Consider the following 7,809-nt stretch of genomic DNA (forward strand, 5'->3'; position numbering starts at 1 on the left):
GCCTGATCCGACCGGGCCGGGCGACCGCGGTCGCCCGGCCCGGTCGGATCAGGCCAGGAGTTCGGCGAACAGCCGGGCGACCCGGGGCTCGCCGGGGATGATCAACGTGGTGATCACCGTTTCCGACCAGCGCGCCAGTTCGTCGCGGATGCGCGCCGGCGGGCCGATGAAGGCCAGGTCGGACACCATTCGGGTCGGCACGGCCGCGATCGCGTCCTTGCGGTTGCCCGCCAGGTACAGGTTCTGGATTCGGTCGACTTCTGCTTCATATCCCATTCGGGCGACCACGTCGGCGTGGAAATTCGCGCCTTTCGCGCCCATGCCGCCGACGTACAGCGCGATCCACGGCCGCACCACGTCGGCCGCGGCCTCGAGGTCGTCGTCCAGCGCCACCTGCACCGCCGCCGGTACCTCGAAGTCCGCCGGGCCCACGCCGTCGGTGCGCAGCGCGAAGCCCTTCGCCAACTGCTCCCGGTAGAACGCGTCGCCGCTCGGCGAGAACAGGAACGGCAGCCAGCCGTCGGCGACCTCGGCGGCCAGGGCGACGTTCTTCGGGCCCTCCGCGGCCAGGAAGATCGGGATCCGGGGGCGCAGCGGGTGCAGGGTCGGCTTGAGGGGTTTGCCGAGGCCCGTACCGCCGGGGTGCGGCAGGCGGTAGTGCTCGCCCGCGAACTCCACCGGCGCCTCGCGGGCCACGACCCGGCGCACGATCTCGATGTACTCGCGCGTGCGCGCCAACGGCTTCGGGTACGGGGCGCCGTACCAGCCCTCCACGACCTGCGGCCCGGAGGCGCCCAGGCCCAGCACGAACCGGCCTCCGGACAGGTGGTCGAGGGTGATCGCGGCCATCGCGGTGGCGGTGGGGGTGCGGGCGGAGATCTGGGCGATGTTGGTGCCCAGCCTGACCTTCGTGGTCGACGCGCCCCACCAGGCGAGCGGGGTCAGCGCGTCCGAGCCGTACGCCTCGGAGGTCCAGATCGAGTCGAAGCCGAGCCGTTCCGCCTCCGCGACCGCCTCCGGCACGCCGACCGGTGGGCGGGAGGACCAGTAGCCGGTGCCCAGGCCGAGCTTCACCCGGTCACCGCCTGCCGGCTCGCCAACTCGTGCAGCACCGCGTCGAGCAGCCCGGGGAACCGCGCGTTCAGGTCCTCCCGGCGCAGCCGGATGCTGTGGTTGCGCCCGTCGAGGTGCGTGGTCGTCACGCCCGCCTCGCGGAGCACCTTGAAGTGGTGGGACAGGGTGGACTTGTGCACGCCGACCTCGAACTCCTCCGGTTTGCACGAGTGGAACTCGCCGTCGGCCAGCACCGACACCAGCCGCAGTCGGACGTCCTCCGACAGCGCCCGCATCACGTCGGCCAACCGGATGTCCTCGACCGGGGGCTGCACCAGGTATCGCGCCACAGATCTGCTCCTCGCCGGTGCCGCGCGGCACCGTTGCACCTCGGTCCAACACTCCTGAATCGTCAACGCTTTCCGTGACCCATAGTACGGCGAAAGTCGAACTTCAGCTCGTTTCGTCACATCCGGCGAAACCGAATCCCCGACCACTCCGCAGTGTTGCCAAGTTGAATTGTTGAACAATCCTCACCCGGTGCGCGGCAGGGCAAAAGGCGTGCGCTGCGGGCTTACGCCGGTTGTCGGCCACCTTGTTAGACCACTCGTCATGGACGCCGACTACATCGTCGTGGGAGCGGGCAGCGCCGGATCCGTCGTGGCCCGCAGACTCTTGGACCGCACCGACGGCACGGTGCTGCTGCTGGAGGCGGGCGGCCGGGACACCAACCCCGCCATCCACGACCCGCTGCGCATGCACGAGCTGTGGGACAGCCCGCAGGACTGGGGACTGCGCACCGTGCCGCAGCCCGACGCCGCCGACCGACGACTGCACCTGCCGCGCGGCAAGGTGCTCGGCGGCTCGCACGCGCTCAACGCGATGATCCACGTGCGCGGCAACCCGACCGACTACGACGACTGGGCCGTGCCCGGCTGGTCGTGGGCCGACGTGGAACCGGTGTTCGACCGGCTGGAGTCCGGCCCGCTGCGCATCCTGCGCGACCCGGTGGTGGACCCGGTGCAGGAGGCGATCCTGTCCGGCGCCCAGGACGCGGGCCTGCCGTACAACCCGGACTACAACAGCGGCGACCAGCTCGGCGTCAGCCGCATGCAGTTCACCATCGCCGACGGCGTCCGGCACACCACCGCCCGCGCCTATCTGCACCCGGTGCTCGACGACCGGCGGCTGACCGTGGTCACCGACGCCGAGGTGCGCCGGCTGGTGTTCGACGGCGACCGCTGCGTCGGCGTGGAGTGGATCGGCGACAGCGGCGTCCGGGTGTCCCGCGCGGGCGCCGAGGTCGTGCTGTCCGCGGGCGCGATCGGCTCGCCGGTGCTGCTGCTGCGCTCGGGCGTCGGTCCGGCCGACGAGCTGCGCGCGCAGGGCCTCGACGTGGTGGCGGACCTGCCGGGCGTCGGCCGCAACCTCCAGGACCACTGGCTCGTCCCGGTCGTGTACGGCTCCGAGCGGGAGATCGACCACCTGCGCGGGCTGCCGCACTCGCAGACGCACCTGTTCTGGAACAGCAAGCCCGGTCTGCGGGCGCCGGACCTCCAGCCGCTGCACTTCAGCGTGCCGCTGTACCAGGAGGACATGTCCGGCCCGGAGCACGGCTTCTCGCTCATGGCGGGCCTGATCCGGCCGCAGAGCACGGGTTCCGTCACCCTGGCCACCGGAGGCCGCCCGGTGATCGACCCGCGCGTGCTGTCCGAACCGTCCGATGTGGACGCCCTGGTCGCCGCGGTGGAGCTCTGCCAGGAGGTCGGCAGGCGGACCGGGTGGGGCGAGGAGCTGTACCCGGCGCACGCGGACGTGCGGGAGTACGTGCGCCGCACCGTCGTGACCTACCACCACCAGTCGAGCACCTGCGCCCTGGGTTCGGTGCTGGACCACGAGTTGCGCGTGCACGGCGTGCGCGGGCTGCGGGTGGCGGACGCGTCGGTGATGCCGTCCATCGTGTCGGGCAACACGAACTCGCCCACCATCATGATCGCGGAGAAGGCCGCCGAGCTGATCGCGGGCTGACCGGGCCGGTGCCCGGAACGACGAAAGCGGGGTCCGGACGCGTCCGGACCCCGCTCCCCCGTGTCGGTCTACTCGACCGAGCCGGTGTTCATCGTCTTCAGGATGGTGTGCTGGTCCACGTCGTCACCGGACAGCTCGGCGCACAGCCGACCCTTGTGGAACACCAGCACCCGGTCGCACACCGCGGCCAGCTCGTCCAGGTCCGTCGAGCAGAGCACGACGACCTTGCCCGCCGCCGACACCTCGCGCAGCAGGGCGTGGATCTCCGCGCGTGCGCCCAGGTCGACCCCTCGGGTGGGGTCGTCCAGCAGCAGCACGCTCGGCTCCGCCGCCAACCACTTGGCCAGCACGACCTTCTGCTGGTTGCCGCCGGAGAGCAGACCGGCGCGCAGGTCGACGTCGACCGGGTGCACGCCGACCCGGTCCACCAGCTCGCGCGCCCGCTCCTTCAACGCGCCGCGCTTGAGCCTGCTGGTGGCGCCGGCCAGCGCGACCGGCTGGACCTGGGAGATGTTCTCCCACACCGGCTTGTCGAGCATCAGCCCGACCCGCCGGCGGTCGCCGGACACGAGGGCCACGCCGGCCGCGATGGCCTTGCGGAAATCACGCGGCGCGGCGCGGCCCCCCGGCAACCGGACTGTGCCGGCGCCCGCCGGGCGCACTCCGGCCACCACTTCCAACACTGTGGTGTGGCCGGAACCCGCGAGCCCGGCCAACCCCACGACCTCGCCCGCCGCGCAGGAGAAGCCCACGTCCACCAACCGGTCGGGCACGCTGACGCCCGAGAGCTCCAGCGTGGCCTCGCCGACCACCGACGTCCGCTCGACCGCCGAGATCTGCCGACCGCCGAGCATCGCGTGCACGATGTCGCCGATGTCGAGCTCCGAGCGCGGCCGGGCGTCGAGCACCGTGCGCCCTTCCCGAAGCACGGTGATCTCGTCGCAGAGGCTCATCACCTCCTCCAGGATGTGCGACACGAACACCACGGCGACCTGGCGGTCGCGCAGCACCCGCAGCACGCCGAGCAGGCGCTCCGAGCTGTCCGAGTCCAGCGCGGAGGTCGGCTCGTCCAGGATGAGCACCTTCGGGTCGACCAGCAGCGCCTTCGCGATCTCCACGAGTTGCCGCTGCGCCAGGGACAACTCGCCGAGCTTGACGCGCGGGTCGATGTCCAGTCCCAGCTGCTTGAGCACCGGGAGCGCCCGCTCGCGCATCACGTCCCGGTCGACGAGCGGCCCCTTGCGGGGCTCGCGCATCGGGTAGAGGTTCGCCAGCACGTCGAGGTCCGGGAACAGGTTCAGCTCCTGGGACACCACCGCGACCCCGTTGGCCGCGGCCTGCGCCGTGCTGGAGAACGACACCTCGTCCTCGCCCATCCGCAGCTCGCCACCGTCCGGCGACACCGCGCCGGTGATCACCTTGATCAGGGTGGACTTGCCCGCGCCGTTCTCACCGAGCAGCGCGTGCACGGAGCCCGCGCGCAACGTGAGGTCGGCGCCCGCGAGCGCGGTGACACCGCCGTAGGTCTTGGTGATGCCGCGCGCGGAGAAGGCCGTCATCAGTTGGCCTCACCGATGGGCTTGATGTACTGCGCGGGGTTGGCGAGCTGCTTGTCGGCCTCGGCCTTGAACGCGGCCTTGCGGGTGCCCTCGTCGGCCTGGCGGGCGATGATCTGGTCCACGTTGGACGAGTTCACGACCAGCTGACCGGTGTTCCACCAGCCCTTGGGCAGGTCCTTGCCGCGCGCGTGGTCGGCCAGCAGGCGCAGCGCGATGTAGCCCTTCATCCAGTGCTCGGGCGAGGCCAGCGCGAAGACGTAGCCGTCCTTGACCGCCTGGAGCGCCGACGAGTCGGGGTCGCACGAGCCCGCGAGGAACTTGCGGCCGGAGTTCTTCTGGATCAGCGCCAGGGACACCGCGTCCTGCGCGCCGACACCGAGGTAGGCCACCGCGTTCGGGTTCGCCTTCACGATGTCGTTCCACTTGTTGAAGTTCGTGGTGGGCTCCGAGCCGGAGTCGAACGGGCCGAGGATCTTCAGGCCGGGACGCTTGGCCTGGATCACCTGCTTGACACCGTCGAGCCGCTGCTCCAGCACGGCCAGGCCCGGGATGTCGTTGCCCAGCACCACGTCGCCGGTCGCGTTCTCCGGGACCTGCTTGAGGAACTCCTCACCGAGCGCCTTGCCCAGCTCGGTGTTGCTGTTGCCGATGAACAGGTCGACCTTGGTGCCGGCGGGCGGCGCGGTGTCGACCGCGACGAGCGGCACCTTCTGTTCGGTGGCCTGGTTGAGCGGGCGCACGAACAGGTCGGGCGTCAGGGTCTCCAGCGCGACGCCGTCGGTCGCGGTGCGGGTGGCCGACTGGAACAGCGACACCTGCTGCGAGCCGTTGATGCCGGTGGGCGCGCTCAGGGTGAGGTCGACCTTGCCGGCGTCGTCGGCGGCGGCCTTGGCGCCGAACGCCATCTCCTGGAACGGGTTCTGCGTGGAGGTGGCGTAGACGAACGCCAGCTTCAGCGGTTTGTCCGAGCCGGAACCCGCCGGTTCGGCCGAGCCGCAGGCGCTGAGCAGCACGGCGGCGGCGGCTCCGACCGCCACAAAGCGAAGGGAACGCATCGGGAACTCCTTCTCCGGGGGTTTTCTACAGTCCGAACTGGTTTTCGCGCGCTCGTCGCCTGCTGCGCAACGCGCTGTCCACGCCGACCGCGACGAGCACCACCAAGCCGGTGGCGAACCCGTTCCAGTTGGCGGGGATGTTGAAGTACACGAGCCCGCTGCTCACGACGCCGAGCAGGATCGCGCCGAACACCGCGCCGACGACGGTGGCCACACCACCGCGCAACGGGGTGCCGCCGATCACCGCCGCGGCGATGGCCTGCAACTCGAAACCGGCGCCGATGTTCGGGTCACCGGAGGTGAAGAACGCCAGGCCGAGCACACCGGCGAGACCGCCGAGGGCGCCGACCAGCACCAGCACCAGCGTGCGGGTGTTGGCGATGGAGATGCCGGAGAACGCCGCGGCGTCCGGATTGGACCCGATGGACCGCACCCGGTAGCCGAACGGCGTCCAGCGCAGCACCGCGGTGAGCCCGGCGGTGACGACCGCGAGGATCCACACCGCGACCGGGATGCCGAGCAGGTCGCCGCCCAGCACCGTGAAGAACGAGTCCTCCAGCGGCAGGCCGTTGACCTGCTGCCCGTCGCCCAGCGCCACCGCGAGGCCGCGGAAGAGCTGCATCGTGGCCAGCGTCGCCACGAACGCCGGGATCGCGATGTACCGCACCACCAACGCGTTCACCAGACCGAGCAGCGCGCCGAGCAGGATGCCGATCACGCACGCCAGCCACGCGTTCACCCCCGACCGGATCATCATCGCCGTGGAGACGAGCGTGAGCCCGAACGTCGCGCCGACCGAGAGGTCGATCTCGCGCATCGCCAGCAGGAACGCCATGCCGGCCGCGAGCAGCGCCACGTAGACCGAGCTGTTGAGCACGTCGAGGAGCTGTCCGGGGTTCAGGAACGCCGGTCGCAGCACACCGATGACCACCACCAGCAGGATCGTCGCGACAAGCACGCTGCCGGACTCCACCGCCAGCACCTGCCTGCCGAACCCGCGCCGGTCAACCTGGGTCATGCCGCCTCCGTCCGCTTGGACCGCCTTGTCCGCCGGCCAAGAGTGCGGTTGTGTGACAGAGAACGCTTGCCCAATGGCGAACAGCCCTTGACTACTAGCGCATCGGCGCTTGCACAGGTGGCGGCTTCCCTCGGCGCGTGGCTACCGTCAGCCGCCATGGGCAGCATGGACGGCAAGGTGGCGCTGGTGACCGGCGCCGGATCCGGCATCGGCGAGGCGATCGCGCTCCGGTTGGACGCGGAGGGCGCGCGGGTGGCGGCGCTGGACATCGACTCCAGCGGCGCGGAGCTGACGGCGGGTCTGCTGCGCTCGGGGATGGCCGTGATCGCGGACGTGGCCGACTCGGCGCAGGTCGACCAGGCGGTGCGCGAGGTGGTCGAGACCTTCGGCCGGCTCGACGTGCTGGTGAACAACGCGGGCATCCGCGGCGGTGACGAGGCGGACGCGGCGTTCGAGCGGTTGGCGGCGCGCATCGAGGAGTCGTCGTCCGGTCGTCCTACGACCGTCCTCGACGCGACGGTCAACATCTCCGACGAGGCGTGGCACCGGATGCTGTCGGTGCACCTGGACGGCACGTTCTTCGGCACCCGCGCGGCGGTGCGGCACATGCGCGACCAGGAGGGCGGCGGCGTGATCATCAACGTGTCGTCGATCTGCGGTCTCACCGGCTGCGCGCACATCCCGCACTACTCGGCGGCCAAGGGCGGCATCGAGGGCTTGACCAAGGCGGTCGCCCGGGACGTCGCTCCACTCGGGATCAGGGTGAACGCGATCGCGCCCGGTTACATCGACACCCCGCTGGGCGACGTGATCGCGCCGGTGGTGCGCGCCGACCTCAACCGGCAGATCGCCCTGGGGCGCTTCGGTCTGCCGACCGAGATCGCGTCGGTGGTCGCCTTCCTGGCCGGACCGGACGGCGCGTACCTGACCGGTCAGACGATCAGCCCCAACGGCGGTCTGGTGATCGGCTAGCGGGCCGGCACGCGGTCGAGGGCGCGGGCGAGTCAGGAAGTCCGGGCGCACCCCGAAGGACGCGGCGAGCCGGAACAGCGCCACCTCCAGCGCGAACAGCGCCGGCTGGGCGAACTCGGTGCGG

General features: G+C 71.1%; 7 protein-coding genes. 2 read left to right on the plus strand and 5 right to left on the minus strand.

Annotated elements, in window-relative coordinates:
* Positions 1-48: 48 nt before the first annotated feature.
* Both AB0G50_RS35595 and AB0G50_RS35600 read right to left on the minus strand, forming a co-directional pair.
* Positions 49-1,074 (minus strand): LLM class F420-dependent oxidoreductase, encoded by a 1,026-nt coding sequence (locus AB0G50_RS35595; RefSeq protein ID WP_360118432.1) that lies wholly within the window; start codon positions 1,072-1,074, stop codon positions 49-51.
* Positions 1,071-1,403, minus strand: a complete 333-nt coding sequence (locus AB0G50_RS35600) for an ArsR family transcriptional regulator (RefSeq protein ID WP_360118435.1) — start codon at positions 1,401-1,403, stop codon at positions 1,071-1,073. The genes AB0G50_RS35595 and AB0G50_RS35600 overlap by 4 nt, the downstream gene beginning before the upstream one ends.
* 262 nt (positions 1,404-1,665) lie before the next feature.
* On the opposite strand from AB0G50_RS35600, the gene AB0G50_RS35605 reads away from it, so the two are divergent.
* Positions 1,666-3,081: a GMC family oxidoreductase N-terminal domain-containing protein gene (locus AB0G50_RS35605; protein WP_360118438.1), complete on the plus strand. Its 1,416-nt coding sequence runs from the start codon at positions 1,666-1,668 to the stop codon at positions 3,079-3,081.
* A gap of 68 nt (positions 3,082-3,149) precedes the next feature.
* Here the strand turns inward: AB0G50_RS35605 and AB0G50_RS35610 are convergent, their stop codons facing one another.
* Genes AB0G50_RS35610 through AB0G50_RS35620 form a run of 3 tightly spaced genes read right to left on the minus strand, consistent with a single transcriptional unit; the run spans position 3,150 to position 6,713 of the window.
* Entirely contained in the window at positions 3,150-4,640 is a 1,491-nt protein-coding gene (locus tag AB0G50_RS35610; RefSeq protein ID WP_360118441.1) for a sugar ABC transporter ATP-binding protein, read from the minus strand.
* On the minus strand, positions 4,640-5,695 hold the full coding sequence (locus AB0G50_RS35615) for a sugar ABC transporter substrate-binding protein (protein WP_360118444.1): 1,056 nt from the start codon (positions 5,693-5,695) through the stop codon (positions 4,640-4,642). Before AB0G50_RS35615 ends, AB0G50_RS35610 begins: the two co-directional genes overlap by 1 nt.
* Positions 5,696-5,720: 25 nt before the next feature.
* Positions 5,721-6,713, minus strand: coding sequence for an ABC transporter permease (locus AB0G50_RS35620; protein ID WP_360118447.1), 993 nt, complete (start codon positions 6,711-6,713; stop codon positions 5,721-5,723).
* A gap of 156 nt (positions 6,714-6,869) precedes the next feature.
* Between AB0G50_RS35620 and AB0G50_RS35625 the strand changes: the two genes are divergently transcribed.
* On the plus strand, positions 6,870-7,685 hold the full coding sequence (locus tag AB0G50_RS35625; protein WP_360118450.1) for a 3-oxoacyl-ACP reductase family protein: 816 nt from the start codon (positions 6,870-6,872) through the stop codon (positions 7,683-7,685).
* Positions 7,686-7,809 lie beyond the last annotated feature (124 nt).

Source organism: Actinosynnema sp. NPDC020468 (assembly GCF_040642015.1).
Lineage (GTDB): Bacteria > Actinomycetota > Actinomycetes > Mycobacteriales > Pseudonocardiaceae > Actinosynnema.

Coding starts and splice junctions, on each gene's coding strand:
- AB0G50_RS35605 (WP_360118438.1), top strand. CDS start 1,666: ATGGACGCCGACTACATCGTCGTGGGAGCGGGCAGCGCCGGATCCGTC.
- AB0G50_RS35610 (WP_360118441.1), bottom strand. CDS start 4,640: ATGACGGCCTTCTCCGCGCGCGGCATCACCAAGACCTACGGCGGTGTC.
- AB0G50_RS35615 (WP_360118444.1), bottom strand. CDS start 5,695: ATGCGTTCCCTTCGCTTTGTGGCGGTCGGAGCCGCCGCCGCCGTGCTG.
- AB0G50_RS35620 (WP_360118447.1), bottom strand. CDS start 6,713: ATGACCCAGGTTGACCGGCGCGGGTTCGGCAGGCAGGTGCTGGCGGTG.
- AB0G50_RS35625 (WP_360118450.1), top strand. CDS start 6,870: ATGGGCAGCATGGACGGCAAGGTGGCGCTGGTGACCGGCGCCGGATCC.